The organism is Olleya sp. UBA1516, assembly GCF_002323495.1.
Classification (GTDB): domain Bacteria; phylum Bacteroidota; class Bacteroidia; order Flavobacteriales; family Flavobacteriaceae; genus Olleya.
The window spans coordinates 153,812-171,509 of record NZ_DCQO01000022.1; the positions used below are offsets into that span (position 1 = coordinate 153,812).

General features: G+C 32.8%; 21 protein-coding genes. 14 read left to right on the forward strand and 7 right to left on the reverse strand.

All coding sequences use genetic code 11. The features are described 5' to 3' along the window. The first annotated feature begins 50 nt into the window (after positions 1-50). From B2989_RS14935 to B2989_RS14980, 10 genes are all read left to right on the forward strand, one after another. On the forward strand, positions 51-458 hold the full coding sequence (locus B2989_RS14935) for a RidA family protein (protein WP_292950023.1): 408 nt from the start codon (positions 51-53) through the stop codon (positions 456-458). Further along, the gene (locus B2989_RS14940; protein ID WP_292950025.1) at positions 459-1,895 is read left to right on the forward strand and encodes an aldehyde dehydrogenase; all 1,437 of its coding nucleotides are present in this window, start codon (positions 459-461) and stop codon (positions 1,893-1,895) included. Positions 1,896-1,965: 70 nt separating this feature from the next. After that, a complete protein-coding gene (locus B2989_RS14945; RefSeq protein ID WP_292950027.1) occupies positions 1,966-2,286 on the forward strand; it encodes a GIY-YIG nuclease family protein in 321 nt (106 codons plus the stop codon). 239 nt (positions 2,287-2,525) lie between these two features. Then, positions 2,526-3,308 (forward strand): SDR family oxidoreductase, encoded by a 783-nt coding sequence (locus tag B2989_RS14950; RefSeq protein ID WP_292950029.1) that lies wholly within the window; start codon positions 2,526-2,528, stop codon positions 3,306-3,308. 181 nt (positions 3,309-3,489) lie between these two features. Beyond that, the gene (locus tag B2989_RS14955) at positions 3,490-4,026 is read left to right on the forward strand and encodes a 3-hydroxyanthranilate 3,4-dioxygenase (protein ID WP_292950031.1); all 537 of its coding nucleotides are present in this window, start codon (positions 3,490-3,492) and stop codon (positions 4,024-4,026) included. A 316-nt stretch (positions 4,027-4,342) separates the two neighbouring features. Next, positions 4,343-5,428: an amidohydrolase family protein gene (locus tag B2989_RS14960; RefSeq protein WP_145002903.1), complete on the forward strand. Its 1,086-nt coding sequence runs from the start codon at positions 4,343-4,345 to the stop codon at positions 5,426-5,428. Beyond that, a complete protein-coding gene (locus B2989_RS14965) occupies positions 5,428-6,069 on the forward strand; it encodes an O-methyltransferase (protein WP_292950034.1) in 642 nt (213 codons plus the stop codon). The genes B2989_RS14960 and B2989_RS14965 overlap by 1 nt, the downstream gene beginning before the upstream one ends. 8 nt (positions 6,070-6,077) lie before the next feature. Further along, positions 6,078-6,857, forward strand: a complete 780-nt coding sequence (locus B2989_RS14970) for a HipA family kinase (protein ID WP_292950036.1) — start codon at positions 6,078-6,080, stop codon at positions 6,855-6,857. Beyond that, the gene (locus B2989_RS14975) at positions 6,847-7,251 is read left to right on the forward strand and encodes a DUF3037 domain-containing protein (RefSeq protein ID WP_292950038.1); all 405 of its coding nucleotides are present in this window, start codon (positions 6,847-6,849) and stop codon (positions 7,249-7,251) included. The genes B2989_RS14970 and B2989_RS14975 overlap by 11 nt, the downstream gene beginning before the upstream one ends. Positions 7,252-7,262: 11 nt before the next feature. Further along, positions 7,263-7,661, forward strand: coding sequence for a hypothetical protein (locus tag B2989_RS14980; RefSeq protein WP_292950040.1), 399 nt, complete (start codon positions 7,263-7,265; stop codon positions 7,659-7,661). Here B2989_RS14980 and B2989_RS14985 read toward each other — a convergent pair whose 3' ends face one another. After that, complete coding sequence (locus tag B2989_RS14985) at positions 7,662-8,714, reverse strand: flavin-containing monooxygenase (RefSeq protein ID WP_292950042.1); 1,053 nt, start codon at positions 8,712-8,714, stop codon at positions 7,662-7,664. 191 nt (positions 8,715-8,905) lie between these two features. Here B2989_RS14985 and B2989_RS14990 point away from each other — a divergent pair, with 191 nt between their 5' ends. Beyond that, the gene (locus B2989_RS14990; protein WP_292950044.1) at positions 8,906-9,412 is read left to right on the forward strand and encodes a hypothetical protein; all 507 of its coding nucleotides are present in this window, start codon (positions 8,906-8,908) and stop codon (positions 9,410-9,412) included. Between the two features lie 111 nt (positions 9,413-9,523). Then, on the forward strand, positions 9,524-10,054 hold the full coding sequence (locus B2989_RS14995) for a DUF421 domain-containing protein (protein WP_292950046.1): 531 nt from the start codon (positions 9,524-9,526) through the stop codon (positions 10,052-10,054). A gap of 71 nt (positions 10,055-10,125) precedes the next feature. Here the strand turns inward: B2989_RS14995 and B2989_RS15000 are convergent, their stop codons facing one another. Together B2989_RS15000 and B2989_RS15005 are read right to left on the reverse strand one after the other, a co-directional pair. Then, on the reverse strand, positions 10,126-11,640 hold the full coding sequence (locus tag B2989_RS15000; RefSeq protein ID WP_292950048.1) for a S8 family peptidase: 1,515 nt from the start codon (positions 11,638-11,640) through the stop codon (positions 10,126-10,128). A 240-nt stretch (positions 11,641-11,880) separates the two neighbouring features. Then, positions 11,881-12,168: a Sec-independent protein translocase subunit TatA/TatB gene (locus B2989_RS15005; RefSeq protein ID WP_145002937.1), complete on the reverse strand. Its 288-nt coding sequence runs from the start codon at positions 12,166-12,168 to the stop codon at positions 11,881-11,883. 106 nt (positions 12,169-12,274) lie between these two features. On the opposite strand from B2989_RS15005, the gene B2989_RS15010 reads away from it, so the two are divergent. Further along, the gene (locus B2989_RS15010; protein WP_292950050.1) at positions 12,275-14,035 is read left to right on the forward strand and encodes an aromatic amino acid hydroxylase; all 1,761 of its coding nucleotides are present in this window, start codon (positions 12,275-12,277) and stop codon (positions 14,033-14,035) included. Here B2989_RS15010 and B2989_RS15015 read toward each other — a convergent pair. Both B2989_RS15015 and B2989_RS15020 read right to left on the reverse strand, forming a co-directional pair. Continuing rightward, positions 14,032-14,634 (reverse strand): hypothetical protein, encoded by a 603-nt coding sequence (locus B2989_RS15015; protein WP_292950052.1) that lies wholly within the window; start codon positions 14,632-14,634, stop codon positions 14,032-14,034. The genes B2989_RS15010 and B2989_RS15015 overlap by 4 nt on opposite strands. A 33-nt stretch (positions 14,635-14,667) precedes the next feature. Next, a complete protein-coding gene (locus B2989_RS15020; protein WP_292950054.1) occupies positions 14,668-15,420 on the reverse strand; it encodes an enoyl-CoA hydratase/isomerase family protein in 753 nt (250 codons plus the stop codon). A gap of 85 nt (positions 15,421-15,505) precedes the next feature. Here B2989_RS15020 and B2989_RS15025 point away from each other — a divergent pair, with 85 nt between their 5' ends. Then, positions 15,506-15,811, forward strand: coding sequence for a rhodanese-like domain-containing protein (locus B2989_RS15025; protein ID WP_292950056.1), 306 nt, complete (start codon positions 15,506-15,508; stop codon positions 15,809-15,811). On the opposite strand, the gene B2989_RS15030 is transcribed toward B2989_RS15025, so the two are convergent. Together B2989_RS15030 and B2989_RS15035 are read right to left on the reverse strand one after the other, a co-directional pair. Further along, on the reverse strand, positions 15,806-16,417 hold the full coding sequence (locus B2989_RS15030; RefSeq protein ID WP_292950058.1) for a DUF4230 domain-containing protein: 612 nt from the start codon (positions 16,415-16,417) through the stop codon (positions 15,806-15,808). The two genes, B2989_RS15025 and B2989_RS15030, sit on opposite strands and share 6 nt — an antisense overlap. A gap of 320 nt (positions 16,418-16,737) precedes the next feature. Then, complete coding sequence (locus tag B2989_RS15035) at positions 16,738-17,682, reverse strand: GSCFA domain-containing protein (protein ID WP_292950060.1); 945 nt, start codon at positions 17,680-17,682, stop codon at positions 16,738-16,740. Positions 17,683-17,698: the final 16 nt, after the last annotated feature.

Here is a 17,698-nt window from a genome sequence, read left to right on the forward strand (position 1 = left end):
AATAATCAAACCCTGAATCAAGTTCAGGATGACGCAAAAACATAAAATTAATGAACGAAGGAACTAAAGTAACACCAAGAGGAGCCTATCCACACGTAAAACAAGTTGGCGATTTCATTTTCGTTTCAGGAACAAGTTCTCGCAAAGCAGACAACAGTATCGCTGGAGTTGATATCATCGACGAGATGGGAACTAAAAAACTAAACGCATACACACAAACGCAAGAAGTTTTAAAAAACATAGACACCAATCTTAAAAAAGTTGGTGCCAGTCTAAAAGATGTTGTAGATGTGACTTCATTTTTAGTAAACATGAATGACTTTGCAGATTATAATAAAGCTTACGCTGAATTTTTTGATAAAGAAACAGGTCCAACCAGAACGACGGTTGCTGTACATCAATTACCACATCCCGATTTAGTGGTTGAAATTAAGGTAATGGCTTATAAGAAACAATAAATGAAAATTCAAAACTACATTAACGGAGCATTCCATAATCCATTGCAAGACCTTTGGATAGACAATTACAATCCTAGTAATGGAGAAGTTTACGGACAAATTCCAAACTCATCAAAAGAGGATGTAGAAAACGCATATATCGCTGCAAAATCAGCTTTTCCAAGTTGGTCACAAACTAGTATAGAAACACGTAGTAGAATTTTAATAAAGATTTCTGAATTATTAGAAGCTAATTTGCAACGCTTTGCGGAAGCAGAAAGCAAAGACAACGGAAAACCGATTAGCTTAGCAAAAGCAGTAGATATACCAAGAGCAGCAAGTAACTTTCGCTTTTTCGGGAATGCCATAACACAGTTTGCCAGCGAAAGCCACGAAAGCATTGGACAAGCAATAAATTACACCTTACGTCAACCCATTGGTGTTGTTGGTTGCATTTCACCTTGGAACCTGCCACTATATTTATTTACATGGAAAATTGCTCCTGCAATTGCTGCAGGAAACTGTGTGGTTGCAAAACCAAGCGAAATCACTCCAATGACTGCTTATTTATTAGGCGAAATTTGTAACCAAGCTGGTTTACCTAAAGGTGTGTTAAATATTGTACATGGTTTAGGAGGTTCAACTGGACAAGCTATTATAGAACACGAAGACATTAAAGCGATTAGTTTTACAGGAGGAACAGCAACAGGAGCACATATTGCAAAAGTAGCAGCTCCAATGTTTAAAAAACTATCTTTAGAATTAGGAGGAAAAAATCCAAATATCATTTTTGCGGACTGTGATTATGATGATATGTTAGACACAACCGTACGCTCGTCCTTTGCAAATCAAGGACAGATTTGTTTATGCGGAAGTCGCATCTTTGTAGAAGCATCTATCTATGAGAAATTCAAGAAAGATTTTGTCACTAAAGTGAAAGCGTTAAAAGTTGGTCATCCATCTGAAGCATCCACTAACATTGGAGCATTAGTATCCAAACCACATTTAGAAAAAGTAAAAGAGTATATAAATATCGCTAAAGCGGAAAACGGAACAATCCTTTGTGGCGGAAATGAAGTCACTGTAAAAGATTATGAAAACGGTTACTATTTGGAACCAACCGTTATTGAAGTTCCAAACGATGAATGCAGAGTAAACCAAGAGGAAATTTTTGGACCTGTAGTAACTATAATGCCTTTTAATACCGAAGACGATGTTTTAGTTATGGCAAACAAAGTAAAGTATGGTTTGTCAGCAACATTATGGACCAACAACTTAAAACGTACCATGCGCATGAGTAACCAATTACAAACCGGAATAGTTTGGGTAAACACGTGGATGATGCGTGATTTACGCACACCCTTTGGTGGTGTAAAAGCTTCTGGAGTTGGACGCGAAGGTGGTTTTGAAGCATTACGCTTTTTTACTGAGGCCAAGAATGTTTGTATAAAATACTAGTTCCCAATAAAGTGGGAATCTTATAAATTGAAAACTAAATGTCTCCTCGAGCGTAGTCGAGAGGTTTACTATGAAAACTTATTATGTTTACATATTACAATGTTCTGATAATTTAACCTATACAGGAGTTACAAATAACATATCCAGACGATTAGAAGAGCATCAAAATGGATTAAACAAAAATTGTTTCACTTTTAAAAGAAGACCATTAAAGTTAATTTTTCATCAAGAATTTAACGATATTGAACAAGCAATATTTTTTGAAAAGAAAATAAAAAAGTGGAGTTCAAAAAAGAAATATGCCTTAGCAAATGATGAGTATGATTTGTTACAAATTTTATCTGAATGTAGAAATGCTAGTCATTCAAAATATAATCCAGATAGCGAATAAGGTCTCGACTGCGCTCGACCAGACATTTAAACTAAAAACATAAACGAATCGTCTGCTAGAGCGAAGTCGAGAGGTGAATTAAAAAATATAATTAAAATTAGGTCTCGAATAAGTTTGACCAGACATTAAAACTAAAAATATAATTTACACGAATAATCTCCTCGAGCAGACAAATAAACATTAATTAAAACTATATGTCTCCTCGAGCGCAGTCGAGAGGTTACAAAAGAACTTAGAATATGAACTTAAACTTAAATAACAAATTCGCATTAGTATGCGGAAGCACAGCAGGAATAGGTAAAGCAACAGCTTTAGCGTTAGCTGAAGAAGGTGTACAAGTTACCCTTATTGCTAGAAATGAAGACAAGTTAAAAGCAACATTAAAGGAATTACCTCAGCATAGAAATCACGATTATATTGTAGCTGATTTCTCTAACCCAAAGGAATTAAAAGAAAAGGTAGAAGCTTACGTAAAACAAAATCATGGGTTTCATGTATTAGTAAATAATACAGGTGGACCAAAGGGAGGACCAGTATTTTCAGCAGAAGTTGATGAATTTGAAGCTGCTTTTACTCAGCATTTAAAATGCAATCACGTGTTAGCACAAGCAGTAGTTCCTTTTATGAAGAGCGAAGGTTTTGGTAGAATTATAAATGTTATTTCAACATCAGTCAAACAACCTTTAGATGGTCTTGGCGTGAGTAATACTATTCGTGGTGCTGTTGCCAATTGGAGTAAAACATTAGCAAACGAGCTTGGTCAATTTGGAATTACAGTAAACAACGTGTTGCCAGGTGCTACTGGAACCGATCGCTTGGCAGAAATTATTAAAAACAAATCTGCCAAATCAGGAAATACAGAAGAAGAATCTGCAAATGCTATGAAAAGTGCTGTGCCTGCAAAACGTTTTGCAAAGCCCGAAGAGCTAGCTGATGCAATTACTTTTTTAGCAAGCGAACGTGCTAGTTATATTAACGGAATTAATCTTCCGGTTGATGGCGGAAGAACAAAGAGTTTATAATTCCATCTGCCATTGCGAGATTTTTTTCTTTTTAAAAAATCGTGGCAATCTGTTCAATTATCACTAATTTTATTGAATTGATGAATCCGCGTTAAGGATTGAAAGGTTTGTTTGAGCTCCTCGCAGAGAGCGAGCCTTGAAAGCCTGACCCTGTTTAGGGTAACGCCCAAAATATTATACAATGAGTAAATTATTTCCACCTATAAATTTTAAAGCTTGGATTGAAGAAAATAGACATCTTTTAAAGCCACCCGTTGGTAATAAAGTAGTTTGGAAAGATGGAGATTTTATTGTTATGGTTGTTGGTGGACCAAATAATAGAAAGGACTACCATTATAACGAAACACCTGAATTTTTCCATCAAATTGAAGGTGATATTGTCTTAAAGGTTATTGAAGACGGTATGCCAAAAGATATTCATATTAAAGAGGGTGAAATATTTTTGTTACCTCCAAAAGTACCACACTCGCCACAACGTGGTGCAAATACAGTTGGCTTGGTAATTGAATATCCAAGAGAAAAAGGTGTGCAAGATGCCTTATTATGGTTTTGTGAAAATTGCACAACAAAACTATACGAAGAAGATTTTACAGTAAAAAATATTGAAACCGATATGCCAAAAATATTCGATAAATATTATGGCGATTTAGACAAACGTACATGTCCAAACTGCTCGGCTATCATGCAACCACCACAAAAGGTAAAGTTAGAAAACTAGTTAGCAGTTAGCAGTTAGCAGTTAGCAGTTAGCAAAAAAAATAAAGATGGGATTAAAAATAACATTAGCTTAATTGAAAGTCCCCAATCAATTTGTAAAATTGAACGCCAAGGCGAAGAATAGATTAAGAAAAGCTTCGAGAGCAGGAGAACTACGTTCGACGCGAAGTTTTCGTATCGGTTTTCAGTTTAAAACTGAAAAATTCCTTGGCTTGGATGTCTTTTTTTGGTTCGTTTTTTGGACAAGCAAAAAATGAATAAAACAAATAATTTAAGACAAAAATTGCCACACCTAAAGACCAGCAATGACACAACATATGGAAAAACGCAAACTTAGAATTAACGGGCACTCCCACTTATTGCCATATCCAGAGGAAATCCCTCAGTTTATGCAAGACAAAGAAATTTTCTGGGTGGATAAAGACCGAAAATTTATGCTTCAAAAAGATTGGAACAGACCAATTACCGATTCTAGTTTTTTTTTAGATGAAAAACTAGCTTGGATGGAACGTTTTAAAATTGACCATGCAGTAGTTTTAAACTTATCGCAATTATACGGTAACGGATTGCGTGTGGAAGAAATGAAGCAAGCGCTTAAATTTCAGAACGATTTTAATGCCAAAGTGCAACGCGAAAACCCAAGTAAATTTACTTGTGGTTTTGTAGTACATCCTGGTTTTGTTAGAGGTGCTTGTTGGGAAATTGAACGTTGTGTGGAAGAATTAGGCATGCAATTACTATGCTTACCAACGCACTACATGGATACTATTGGAACTTGGCGTTGTATTTTTGACGAAGAAAACGAGCCTATTTTTGAAATGGCTAACAAGTATAATCTAGCTGTAGAAATACATCCTTACGATGGAGAAAAATTTATAAAATTAGAAAACACGTCTTGGCGTTTTCACTTGATATGGATGTTAGCACAATGTGCCGATGCCTATCACTTTTTAACTTTAAATGGTTATCAAGATAAGTATCCAAATATGCGTACTTGCTTTGCACATGGTGGACAATTAGCACAAATAAACCTAGGACGTCGTATCCAAGGTTTTGATGGTAGACCCGATTTATTTGAAGGTAAAAGCCACCCAAGGAAAGCGGTTGGGCATAAAAACATCTTTTTTGACACGTTAGTGCATGATACTGGTGGTTTGGATTTGTTATTAAAAAACCAAGGTTCTAAACAGGTTTTAATGGGACTTGATGATCCTTATCCTTTAGGGGAAATGGAAAGCGAGAAACAAAGCTCGTACCCTGGAAAAATTTTAGATTTAGCCATAGACCGAAAAATTATTACAGAAACAGAACGTGATGCTATTTGGGAAGACAACGTAATCCAATGGTTATGTGGAGATGACCAAGCTGCTAAAGATAAACTTGTTAAACGTATTTTAGGATAATGTATTTTTTACCAGAAAAATTAGACGACTACGTTGTGGCTCACAGTCAAGATGAGCCCGAATTATTACAACAATTAACTAGAGAAACGTATCAAAAAATATTACAACCTATTATGTTGTCCGGACCTTATCAAGGTCGCGTATTAAGTATGATTTCTAAATTAATAAGACCAAAATCTGTTTTAGAACTAGGGACTTTTACTGGCTATGCTACTTTATGTTTAGCGGAAGGGTTACATCCGGAAGGCGAAATACATACTATTGATGTTAATGAGGAGTTGGAAGATTTTCAGCGTAAATATTTTGATAAATCAGAATTTGGGCAGCAAATACATCAGCATTTAGGAAGTGCAATTGACATACTTCCAAAGCTAGACAAATCTTTTGATTTGGTATTTATTGATGCTGACAAACCTAACTACGTTAATTATTTTCATTTAATAATAGACAAATTAAGACCTGGCGGAATCATATTATCTGACAATGTATTATGGCATGGAAAAGTGATTGAACCAGTAGACCCAAAAGACATTTCTACCAATGCTGTTTTAGAGTTTAATACACTTTTAAAAGAAGACCCAAGAATAGAAACTGTTTTACTACCTATTAGAGATGGCTTAACTATTAGCCGAAAAATATAATATTACTAATGAGTAAATTAGATATAAGAACCGTTGATGTTACACAATACATCACTCCTCTAAGAGAAGGTGGTTCTTTACCTGCAATTGTAAAAGCAGACGACGACTTTTTATATGTTTTAAAGTTTAGAGGTGCAGGACAAGGAAAAAAAGCATTGATTGCCGAATTTATTGGTGGTGAGTTAGCTCGAGCTATTGGCTTAAAAGTACCAGAATTGGTCTTTATGAATTTGGATGACTCTTTTAGTAAAACAGAACCAGATGAAGAAATACAAGATTTACTTAAGTTTAGCGTGGGTTTAAACCTAGGATTACATTATTTAAGCGGTAGTATAACCTTTGATCCTTTGGCGTCGGTTGCAGATCCTTTGACAGCATCCAAAGTAGTATTATTAGATAGCATTATTAGTAATATTGACAGAACAGTTAAAAACCCTAATGTACTTAATTGGAATAAAGAGTTATGGGTTATTGATAATGGAGCAAGTTTTTATTTTCATCATAATTGGGAGACTTGGGAGAATCATTTAACCAGAACATTTCCTTTAATTAAAGATCATGTTTTATTAGATCGTGCTTCAAAATTTGATGAAGCATCGCAACAAATTATTGAAAAATTAAGTTTAAATACTATTGACACTATAATTAATACCATACCTGAAGATTGGCTAATAAATGAGTCTGACACTTTTACGCCAGATCAAATGAAAGCTGCGTACAAAACGTATTTAAACTCCAGACTTGAAAAGATTAACTTACTAGTTAAAGAAGCTAAAGATGCAAGATAAAGTTACTTTTGAATATGCGATAATACGTTTAGTACCTAAAGTAGAACGTGAGGAGTTTTTTAACATTGGTGTTATTTTATTTTCTAAAAGAAAAAAATATCTAGAGGTTAAATTTAAAATAGACGAGGCTAAATTGGCTGCATTTGCATGCGAACTTAATATAAAAGACCTAAATACATATTTAAAGTCTTGGGACTTAATTTGTAAAGGTGACAAAGCTAGCGGAACTATTGGACAGTTTGAATTATCTGATAGATTTAGATGGTTAGCAGCTTCACGCAGTACAGTAATACAAAGCTCTAAAACTCATTCTGGAATTACAGATAATCCAGAGAAAGAATTAGAGCATATTTTTAAAAACTATGTTTTGTGTGAAACTACTAGCAAAAAATAAAAACTAATTACATGGACTTTACTTTATCTATAGAAGAAAACGAAGATTTTTTTACTAATAAGATGATTACTTTTGAAAAAAGATACATCCTTCAGCATTATTTTAAAAACAGAATTAAAATAAACGAAATTGAACGAGGCATATTAGAAAATTGCCATACTGATGAGATTGAACCTATTGCTTTAATTGGGTATTTACTTGGTGACAAAAGTCCACTAAACATTATTAGATTAAGAATTGGTTCGGTTTTTAAAAGTGATTTAGAGTTGGCTAAATGCTGCCAAGATTTAATGACTGAAAAAGATATTAAAGATGCCGAAGCTATTTTGTTTCATTATGAATATGAAGAAAACGACCACATAGAGAGACCCATTTTTGAATATTACTACAAACTCCTAAACACTAATTAGCTATTTAATATTATCCTTTGAAAGCATTACATTAGCTAAATAACTTGCATCTTTAGACACACCACCTAATGTCGCAGAGCCACGTGTAAACATCCAAGGTAAACCTATAAAGTATAAACCATCAATATTACTTACTCCTCTATAATTTTTCGGATAGCTATTAGCATCTAATTCTAAACCTTGTATCCAATTAAAATTGGGACGATAACCTGTTGCCCAAATCACATTTTTAATGGTTGAAACTTTTTGTTTTTCAAAAAAAACATCATTATTTAAAGCATCCTTTGTACGTCCAACAGCAATTACATTCTCTCTTGACAAAATCCCCTTAACATCTGTTCCAATAACGGGTTGTGTCGATGAGTTAATTTTTTTTCCTATCCAACTATACTTACTATAACTTAAAAAACCAACAACAGTAAACCACCACCACAACGTTTTACCTAAAAAATTTTGAGGTAAAGATTTTACTGTTGTATCACCAGAAAAGTAAACTGTTCTGGATGCATCCTTAGAGATTTCATTTAGTATTTGATACCCAGAATCTCCTCCTCCTACAACCAAAGCATCTCCTTGTTGTAATTGCTTAACACCTTTGTAGTAATTACTATGCATTTGCAAAGTGCTTTTAGAAATTTTGGTATGACAAGGTGGTGTATATGGTATATGGAATGGACCTGTTGCAACAATAACGTTTTTAGCTTCAATTTCGCCAGTATCATGCTGAACAAAAAAACCTGTTTCAGTTTTACTTACAGAGGTCACTAAAGTGTTTAATTGTATTGGTATATTAAATTTTTTGACATAATCCTTAAAATAATTAGCAACATCAACCTTAGTTGGATAATATCCTTTAGGTGCATCAAATTTTAAGCCTGGTAAATGGTTATATTCTGTTGGTGTAAATAACTTTAAAGAATCCCATCGGTTTAGCCAAGATGCTCCAACCTCTGACTCTCCATCAAGCACCAAAAAATTTACATTCATTTGTTTTAAATGATAAGCCATAGCCAATCCTGCTTGTGCGCCACCAATTACTACATAATCCAACATCTAAATTCCTTTTTTAATTTAGTGCAAAAGTACCCACAATTTATCAATCTGAGCAATAAAGACTAACTCAAGATTAATAATTAAAAGATTGCTAATTATGTACACGTATAAAAAAACGTGCTTAACTAAACCAAATGCCTTTTACACTAATTACTATTTTAATTATAAGGTAAATAGCATACTTTTATAATATGAAGCACAATTTAATACTGATTTTTATAATTCTAATTGCACAAATAATTAGTGCTCAAAATACTGTTGAGGATAAAACCTTGACTTTAAACGACAATATTACATGGTTAAATGATTTTGAGAAACTAGAATTAAAAGTCAATAGAGTTACTATTTTCAAGCAGAAAATAAACGCAGACACATTATTTACAGCTAAAACTGCAAATTCTAGAATTCAATTTAAAAACAAAAGCAACCCTATTTTGCCTAAAGAAAAAATAGAGTGCGATTGCAAAATTCAGTTTTTACTAAATTTAAACGAACCTAATTATTATTTACTTGATCCTATAGCGTATCCTAAAACGACAGTGGTTCTAGAATTAATAAACTTAAATAATATTGAAGATTTTTATATTGTAAAACCAGCTAAAGCTGCTGCTATATTTGGAGAGCAAGCCAAATGTGGTGTCCTTATCCTTAAAACCAAAAACAAGCAACTTATAAAAAAAGTAAAACAAATATTATAATTGCATGTAGCAACTAGCAATTTAACAACATTTAACTAAAGTTTTTTATTGCCATTTATTTTTACGAAATTTAAGCTAATAACGTAAAAAAATAACCACTAAAACATAAACATGGATTGGATATATTCTTTAAGTGACCCTTTATGGGAAACTATTTTAGGAAGCCTTATATTATTTGTAGTCATTATTATATTAACCAGAATTATTGGTTTACGCTCGTTTGCTAAATTTACAGCTTATGACTTTGCATTTACTATTGCTATTGGTAGTATTATCTCTTCAACTTTAACGTCAAGTACATCCATAACACATGGTAGTGTTGCAATTGCAGGCTTACTATTTTTAACTTATATTTTTTCTACTTTACAAAAAAAGTTTCCTAGTATAAACACTTTAATATCAAATAAGCCTTTATTATTAATGAAAGGTCAAACCATTTTACATGACAATTTAAAACATGCTAGAATTGAAAAATCGCAATTAATAGCTAAGCTAAGAGAAGCAAATGTGTTAGACTTTAAACAAGTAGAGGCTGTGGTTTTAGAATCTACAGGAGACATATCTGTATTACATAAATCTTCTGAATCTGACGACACAAATTTAAGTGCTGACCTCTTAAAAGGTGTTAGAGAAACACCATAAGTAAACGTATTATAAAAACAAAAAGCCTCTCAATGTTATGAGAGGCTTTTTTAACTAATTTTTAAAATGTTTTACTGCACTGCTTGTAAGGCATCAATATTACCATAACCAAAACTGCTGTTCTTGTTAGGATAAAACTCGGCAGATTGCTTTAATTTATTTAACACTTGTGTTCTAGACCAAGATGGATGTCTTGACCAAACTAATGCTGCAATACCAGCTGTAGTTGCTGTTGCTACAGATGATCCACCTGTGTAACGTCTATCTCCATTATAAAAACCTAATACAGGAGGCGCTTTACTTGTGTTATTATCACCTTCCATAATAATTGTAAAATCTATTTTACTTCCGCTATGACACACTTCGCATCTGTCATAATTTGGACCATCATCAACACCTGTAACAGCAACAGTCTCACTCATAGTTGCTGGAAAAATTACGCCAAATCCATTTGTAAAACTAGTAGACGTCCCTCCTGCAGCAAAAATTAATTTCCCTTTACTATAGGCATATTTAACAGCATCTTTAATATTACCAATAGACCACACATAACCAATTGACATAGATATAATTTTGACATCACTTCTGTTACCTAATTGCGTTAATGCTGCAGACACACCTTTACGCTCATGATAGTCATTAAGCAAAACATCTTCTGTTGCTCTATAAGCTACTAAATTTGCATTATAGGCAACACCAACTGGCATACCATTATCATTACGTGGTGCTGCCATAGTTGACGCCATAGCTGTACCATGTCCACATTTATCGTGTGGTCCATCATAGTTACTAGACCACCACCAAGAGGAATCTATAAAGGTTCCATATTTTTGTACAAAGCGACCGTTAGAATAACCGTCATTAATTCCTGATGTATTTAATAAGCTTTGTGATGCTGATACACCTGTATCTATCAACCCTATAGTTATTCCTGATCCAGTACTATAATTCCATGCTTGCGGAATATTATGCTTGTTAAAATGCCAAGATACTTGTGCATTATTTGGTGCTATTGTTGTGTAATGCGATGCGTTTATAGCATCTGCATTTTTATCACACCCTGAGCTTGAGCGCGCATTATTAACGGTTTCGTAGTGATTATAACCGTTTGGTTCTAAATATCTAACACCATCTGTTTGTAACAATTGTTTTATTGTTATATAGTTTTCTACTTTAACGTCTACAACATTTATTATATCATGTTCAAACATTGTTTTTTCGCTTTTTTTGTAAGCTTCATTGGCTTCTACTAGTTGCTCTATATTAGACAAGGTAGACTTTAAGCGCTCTGTTTTGACCTCTGCAAAACTTTCTCCTTCTTCTCCATATCCTATGGTTAAGATATTATTTCCTCTAACAACTGCACTCCATAAGGTATGTGGTGTAACGTCCTTCCAATCAAAACTTCCAGTTTCAGTAAGACTAGTATTAATTATAGCATTAATTTCTGGGATAGTCAATGCTGCTTTTTGGTCGTCGTTAACTGTGGTTTCTTCAGGATTGTCTAGATAGGCCTCATCCTGACAGGCATTAAAAAAAGCAAAAGTCATTACTAGTAATGACAATTTAAGTACACGTTTTTTCATTTTATATAGTTTAAGGTTGATGCTTAAATATATAAATTATTCTTAAAGAAAAGTTAATAAAAGTTACAAATTAACAAATAATCACTACGAAAAATAGTAAATCGACACATTTTTAAGAGTACTGCTTTGCGTTAGCGGTAGGAATGACATCCTTTTTTTGCTGCCATATATGGCAAAAAAAGATATAATGGATGACGCGACCCTTGTGGTAACGCCCAAATAATTAAAATAAATTTTGAATTATAGTTTACGACGTACAGATCCTGTAAACTCTTCTAGATCGTCTTTAACTTTTTTAAGCTCTTCGTTTACATCATTGGTGATGCTTGTGTCTAGACCGTTACGTTCTGCAGATTTTGTGATTTCGGTTTTAATATCGTTAGTTGCGTCTTTAAGTTGGCGCATACCTTTACCCAAACCTTTGGCTATATCTGGTACATTTTTAGCACCAAATACCATAACAACGATAAGTAGGATGAAAAATATTTCTCCTCCGCTTATAAATAAAAATGTTGCTAATTTAATCATGGTACAAATATACTAAGTTGTTTTGATTGTTTGAATAAACTACTGTTTTTTTTAAGAGTCTTTTAGTACGATTTTTGTATTTTTACATCAAGTGAAACACAATACTATGGCGTTTAAAAATATTGAATCTAATCCAATTTTAGATCGTTTACCTAAGCATTTAAGACAATTTATTAAACCTCAGGATTATGAGGATTACTCTGCTATTGATCAAGCAGTTTGGCGTTATGCTATGCGTAAAAATGTGGATTACCTAAGTGAAGTAGCACATAATACTTACCTAGAAGGCTTGCAGCAAACTGGTATTAGTGTGGATGCTATACCTAATATGTATGGTATGAACCGTATTTTAAAAGCTATTGGTTGGGCTGCTGTTGCTGTGGATGGTTTTATACCTCCTAATGCTTTTATGGAATTTCAGGCGTATAACGTCCTGGTTATTGCTAGTGATATTAGACAATTGGAACATATTGAGTATACGCCTGCTCCAGACATAATCCACGAAGGTGCTGGTCATGCGCCAATTATTGCTAATCCTGAGTATGCTGAGTATTTAAGACGTTTTGGTGAGATTGGTTGTAAAGCGATAAGCTCTGCCAAAGATTACGAGTTATATGAAGCTGTGCGACACTTATCTATTATTAAAGAAGCTCCTAATACACCACAAGATCAAATTGATATAGCTGAAAAAGCAGTTGAAGATTTACAGAATAACATGGGTGAACCAAGTGAAATGGCTTTGATTAGAAATTTACATTGGTGGACAGTTGAGTATGGTTTAATTGGCACAATAGATAATCCAAAAATTTATGGTGCAGGTTTACTATCGTCTATTGGTGAGAGTGCTTGGTGTATGACAGATAAGGTTAAAAAATTACCTTATACGATCGACTCTACCTTTCAGAATTTTGATATCACAAAACCGCAACCACAATTATATGTCACTCCGGATTTTGCACATTTAAGTTTAGTTTTAGAAGAATTTGCTAATACTATGGCGTTGCGTACTGGTGGACCAAGTGCAATTAAAAAACTGATACAAAGCGAAGCTTTAGGAACTATCGAACTGAGTACTGGTTTACAAATATCTGGTGTTTTTACCAATATGATAGAACATAATGGTAAAGTAAGCTACATACAAACTACCGGAAAAACTGCCTTAGCTAATAGAGATAAAGAGCTAGTTGGACATAGCACTTTAGAGCATCCTGATGGTTTTGGGTCGCCAATTGGTAAATTAAAAGGAATTAATTTGGCTATTGAAGACATGTCGCCTAGAGATTTACGCGCTTACGATATTTATGAAGGCGAAACAGTTACTTTGGAATTTGAAGGTGGTATTATTGTTAAAGGTGAAATTATTACTGGTACTAGAAACCTACAAGGTAAAATTATATTAATTAGTTTTAAAAATTGTACGGTAACCCATAACGATACTGTTTTATTCCAACCAGAATGGGGACAATATGATATGGCTGTTGGTAAGGAAGTGCTTTCAGGATATTCTGGTACTGCCGACTTACATAGTTTTGATTTAATTACACACACTATTAGTAGCACTACTATACATGAGGAAAAATCACCTGAAAAGCTAGAACTTATAGCGCTTTACAAACAGGTACGTGATTATAGAGAAGGGACTAACTTTACTATTTCTAGAACTAAAGTGTTAGAGCAATTAATTAATCGTTTTCCGATGGATTGGTTATTACCAGTTGAGTTGTTTGAATTAGCTAAAAAAGGAAATGAAAATGAATTATGTAATACTATTTTAGATCATTTAGAAACAATTAAACAAAACAGACCTGAAGTAGGACATTTAATTGACGATGGTATTAAGATTGCTAGTCAGGAGATTGTGGTTTAAGATTTTGTAATACTATATTGTACTGTCGCTTTAATTGTATTTTCTTCATTAAATGAAGACATAACAATAGATGCTTTTTTAACCTGTTGTTCCTGTAAAGGCACAAACTGTATATTGGTATATGCTACATTTTCAATTACAATTTCTGATACACCAATTAGCTTTTTAGATTTTATATCAATAGGAATAAAACTATAGAAATCTTCTCTTTTAAGGATGTCATTTTCAGTATAAGCATTAAAAGTCAGCGTTTTAAATAAGTGTCTTGATAGCAATATGTCTTTAATTATCAAACCCAACAATATAACTTGTGCATTTACACCAATTGATAATTGACCAATAGTTATTGCTAAATGAAAGTGTAAAAATTGAGACAAATCAAAAATATCATTTTGATATGCAACGTAAGGGATTTGAGCTACTATCCATAGTATAGCTACATAGTAGAAATTAAACTTTTTAGCAAAAAACAAAATTGAAGCTACAATACCTAATACACTAACTATTGCACTTAAATTTAACACTATAAATCCATTATTAAATAGCGTTAATATACTAGAGATAATAACAAACGTGTAGAAGATTTTTAATTTTTGCATTTATATGTTTTATAAATTAGATATTATTAAAACCTACTTATAACTCTTCAATTTCTCTTTAGTAAAATCACTTAAAACTAGTTTTCCACTAATTTCGGCACGCTCCAGTAGAGAAACACACCACTCATTTGTGTCTTCCCATAGCACTCTTTTAAGTTCTAGCAAAGCTTCTGGATTGTAACTTGCCAATTTAGCAGCTAAAATATCTACAGCATTATCTAACGCTTCAACAGAATCAAACACATTGGCATATAAGCCTTTTTCTTTTGCATATTCTGCAGTAAAAAATGATTCGGCATCAATAGTCATTTGAGAAAACGCAGTTTGACCCATTTTTCTAGTAACTGCAGGCTCAATAACAAAAGGTCCAATTCCAATACTAATTTCGCTAAGTTTTATGGCAGCAAACTTAGTAGCCAAACAATAGTCGGTTGCACTTGCCAATCCAACACCACCTCCAACAGCTTTACCTTGTACGCGACCAATAATTAACTTTGGACATTTACGCATCGCATTAATTACATTTGCAAAACCAGAAAAAAAGCGCTTACCCTCTTCTAAATTAGTAATAGCCACTAACTCTGTAAAACTTGCTCCTGCACAAAATGTACGCTCGCCTCCACTTTTTAAAACAATTACTTTAATGTCATTATTTTTACCTGCATCTTTAATAGCTAATTCCAATTGTTTTAAAATTGGACTAGGCATCGCATTATGTTCTGGTGTAAAAAAAGTGATGTAACCTATGTTATTTTCAATGGATTGATTAACGTATGCTTGAGACATATACTGCTTTTTTTTAAGTTGAAGTTACACAAATTTAAGGATTTTTAAGTTTCAAATTAGTAGCTTTGTAATAAACAATTATACTATGGGAATTTTTAGTTTTCTTTTTGGAAATAAAGCCAATAAAATAAAAGAATTTACAGATCGAGGTGCTGTTATATTAGATGTACGCTCAAAAGCAGAATATGACTCTGGAGCTATTCCAGGTTCTAAACATATTCCGTTACAACAAATACAAGCAAAAGTTGCAGATATAAAAAAATGGAACAAGCCAGTAATTACTTGTTGTGCAAGTGGTATGCGCTCTGGTAGTGCTGCAGCAATTTTACGCAGCAATGGTGTAGAGGTTATGAATGGTGGTGGATGGCAAAGCCTATATAATAAGCTATAGTTTTAAAATTTCTAACCTGTCTGGAGTATCTATTTTACTGTCGTTATACTGCAACGTCCAACCTAAACTATTGGTTAAAATATAAAATTTAGACAGCTCGCTTACCAATCTGTTTTTAGCATTAATACGTAAATTGGATGCCTCTATTTTTTTTGTTATGCGTGTTGTAACAATTTCTTTTATTTTGTTATAATCGTCATGATTAAAAGCGTTAAGGTATCCACTTTCTACGTCGTAATATTCTAAATTTGGATAGATTTTTAATTCTTCTTTAGGAATAGATTTTATTTTTAAAACCTTATTAATACTATCTATTTCATATTCAATTTTACTTAAATCATAAGCCACAGTAACCTCAGCATTTACAATAACTAATGCTTGTTTATCTGAGGTTAAATTAGCAAACAAAGCTTTAGAGTTTTTATAACTGTAAGCATCACTAAAATACCCTTCGGTAACAATTAATTTACCAACATTATTTATTTGTTTTTGGATTAACGCAGAGTGTTCTCTTACAACTGTTTTATCTGCACTACCTTCTGTACACTTCTTTATTACAAAAGAAACTACAAACGCTATTACTATACCTATTACTATTTTTCGCATACCATAAAAGTACATAAAAAAAGCATTTAAGATTTTAATAATTATTGAAAAATTTAGCAACATTTAAAACCTACCGTTACTAATTAAAAAGAGACTTTTAAGAATCGAAAAAAACTTAAAAAATTAGTAACAAAAAAAACACCAACATAAAAACTAGATTGGCAGTTCTATGGTTGGTGTTTGAAAATATAATGATTAATAGCTTTATAAAAATAAGCCTACTTTTTCGTTTAATATTTTTTATTCGACAAAAAGGATAAATAATTAGTTGTAAGCAATATTTGTATTAAAAAAGCTACAAATCAACTACTTACAAATTACTAAAACTTAATATTAGGAAACTGATTTGTTAGCGTAATTTGTCTTTCTACCAATTGCTGTACAAATTTAAGATGTGCAGTCGAGTTTGGATTGAATGGTTTGTGCTGTAATCCTTTTTGAATAATATCTACTTCAGACATAATAGCAATAGCAGAATCTGCCATCCAAACCGTTTTAAACCTATCCCAAATATAATCGACCGCTAATGGACTTGGATGTAGCAAATCTTGGTTATAAAAACGGTAATCACGTAACTCATCCATCATAATTTCGTAAGAAGGAAAATAATGAGATTGGTCATCCAACATTTTATGGAGCGCAGCAAGTAAATGCGATTTACTTTGTGTGTTTTCTATAAAACCATCCTTGATATGCCTAACAGGTGATACTGTAAATATAAAATTAACCTTAGGATTTACCTTTTTAACCTGCTCTATTATAGACTGTAATGCTGCTACAATAACATCTACACTTAATATTTGTTTTTGAAATTGCTGCTGCGGAATTTTATGACAGTTAGCTACAATTTTATTAGTCTTTAAGTAACGGTATACCCAAGCTGTACCTAAAGTGATGACAACATGTGTGCTTTGCTTTAAATAATGACTAGTCTTTTGCGAAGCTGCATTAAGTTGGTGCAATAATAAGCTTTTGGTATGTTGACTTAATTTTGAATGTGCATCAAAACTATGAAACTGCTCGTTATTAATAAACACGTCATCCTCTGCATATTTTTTACCATGTAATGCATTAGATACTAAATTATGAATGGCTATTGGATGAAACAAAATACCAAACGGATTAACGTAGTGCTGAAACTTGAAATATTCAAATTTTTCACCAATATTTTCCGCAAAGCATGAGCCTAACAAAAACACTTTAGAGTTATAATCTATCAGATTATATTCTTGTTTTTTTAATGGTATTTTGGTTTGAAGATTCATCTTATTTTAATTCTTA

Coding starts and splice junctions, on each gene's coding strand:
- B2989_RS14935 (WP_292950023.1), top strand. CDS start 51: ATGAACGAAGGAACTAAAGTAACACCAAGAGGAGCCTATCCACACGTA.
- B2989_RS14945 (WP_292950027.1), top strand. CDS start 1,966: ATGAAAACTTATTATGTTTACATATTACAATGTTCTGATAATTTAACC.
- B2989_RS15010 (WP_292950050.1), top strand. CDS start 12,275: ATGGCGTTTAAAAATATTGAATCTAATCCAATTTTAGATCGTTTACCT.
- B2989_RS14975 (WP_292950038.1), top strand. CDS start 6,847: ATGCAAGATAAAGTTACTTTTGAATATGCGATAATACGTTTAGTACCT.
- B2989_RS15015 (WP_292950052.1), bottom strand. CDS start 14,634: ATGCAAAAATTAAAAATCTTCTACACGTTTGTTATTATCTCTAGTATA.
- B2989_RS14940 (WP_292950025.1), top strand. CDS start 459: ATGAAAATTCAAAACTACATTAACGGAGCATTCCATAATCCATTGCAA.
- B2989_RS14995 (WP_292950046.1), top strand. CDS start 9,524: ATGGATTGGATATATTCTTTAAGTGACCCTTTATGGGAAACTATTTTA.
- B2989_RS14990 (WP_292950044.1), top strand. CDS start 8,906: ATGAAGCACAATTTAATACTGATTTTTATAATTCTAATTGCACAAATA.
- B2989_RS14985 (WP_292950042.1), bottom strand. CDS start 8,714: ATGTTGGATTATGTAGTAATTGGTGGCGCACAAGCAGGATTGGCTATG.
- B2989_RS15000 (WP_292950048.1), bottom strand. CDS start 11,640: ATGAAAAAACGTGTACTTAAATTGTCATTACTAGTAATGACTTTTGCT.
- B2989_RS14960 (WP_145002903.1), top strand. CDS start 4,343: ATGGAAAAACGCAAACTTAGAATTAACGGGCACTCCCACTTATTGCCA.
- B2989_RS14970 (WP_292950036.1), top strand. CDS start 6,078: ATGAGTAAATTAGATATAAGAACCGTTGATGTTACACAATACATCACT.
- B2989_RS14950 (WP_292950029.1), top strand. CDS start 2,526: ATGAACTTAAACTTAAATAACAAATTCGCATTAGTATGCGGAAGCACA.
- B2989_RS15030 (WP_292950058.1), bottom strand. CDS start 16,417: ATGCGAAAAATAGTAATAGGTATAGTAATAGCGTTTGTAGTTTCTTTT.
- B2989_RS15035 (WP_292950060.1), bottom strand. CDS start 17,682: ATGAATCTTCAAACCAAAATACCATTAAAAAAACAAGAATATAATCTG.
- B2989_RS15005 (WP_145002937.1), bottom strand. CDS start 12,168: ATGATTAAATTAGCAACATTTTTATTTATAAGCGGAGGAGAAATATTT.
- B2989_RS15020 (WP_292950054.1), bottom strand. CDS start 15,420: ATGTCTCAAGCATACGTTAATCAATCCATTGAAAATAACATAGGTTAC.
- B2989_RS14955 (WP_292950031.1), top strand. CDS start 3,490: ATGAGTAAATTATTTCCACCTATAAATTTTAAAGCTTGGATTGAAGAA.
- B2989_RS14965 (WP_292950034.1), top strand. CDS start 5,428: ATGTATTTTTTACCAGAAAAATTAGACGACTACGTTGTGGCTCACAGT.
- B2989_RS14980 (WP_292950040.1), top strand. CDS start 7,263: ATGGACTTTACTTTATCTATAGAAGAAAACGAAGATTTTTTTACTAAT.
- B2989_RS15025 (WP_292950056.1), top strand. CDS start 15,506: ATGGGAATTTTTAGTTTTCTTTTTGGAAATAAAGCCAATAAAATAAAA.